This window comes from Pseudoxanthomonas jiangsuensis (genome assembly GCF_010093185.1).
GTDB classification, from domain to species: Bacteria; Pseudomonadota; Gammaproteobacteria; order Xanthomonadales; family Xanthomonadaceae; genus Pseudoxanthomonas; species Pseudoxanthomonas jiangsuensis.
This window is the reverse complement of the sequence record NZ_PDWL01000114.1, coordinates 1-579: the sequence shown is the minus strand read 5'-3', so window position 1 is coordinate 579 and position 579 is coordinate 1. Positions and strand designations below refer to the sequence as shown.

Genomic DNA, 579 nt, shown 5'->3' with positions numbered 1-579 from the left:
CCCGAGGCCCCCGAGGCCCGTCACGAGCGCCTTCGCGCCCGCGCGCTGCTGCCGTCCGGGCCGTTGGGCCGGCGCCAGCTCGACGAGCGCGTGCGCCAGTTGCGCCCGTACGCCGAGGCGTTCCGGCAATGGCGCGGCAGCGACGACGCGCCGCTGGCGCCGCGGCTGCAGGTGGACCTCGACGGCACCGCACTGCACGGCCGCCTGCCGGGCTGGTACGCGCCCGGCGTGGCGCGCGTGCAGGTGGGCACCTTGAGCGGGCGCAGCGCGGTCCGCCACGGCCTGGAATGGCTGCTGCTGCGTGCCGCCGGCGAACAGGTGCCCTACGTGCGCTTCTTCGACCACGACGACAGCCTCGGCCCGCATCCGATGGACCGCGAACCGCTGCCCGCCGCCCAGGCGCAGCAGGCGCTGGGCGAACTGCTGCAGCTGTATCGCCACGGCCGCCAGGCGCCGCTGGCATTCGCGCCGTACAGCAGCTGGAAGTACTCCCAGGCCGTGCGCGCCGGTGATTTGGACAAGGCGATCAAGGACGCCGCCGCGCAGTGGCAGGCCGGCTTCGGCTGGAGCGAGGCGGAC

Annotated in this window: 1 pseudogene; it reads left to right on the top strand. The window is 75.3% G+C overall.

Features of this window, described 5'->3' with window-relative positions:
* A pseudogene (locus CSC62_RS17545) lies at positions 1 to 579 on the top strand (exodeoxyribonuclease V subunit gamma); the annotation flags it as partial.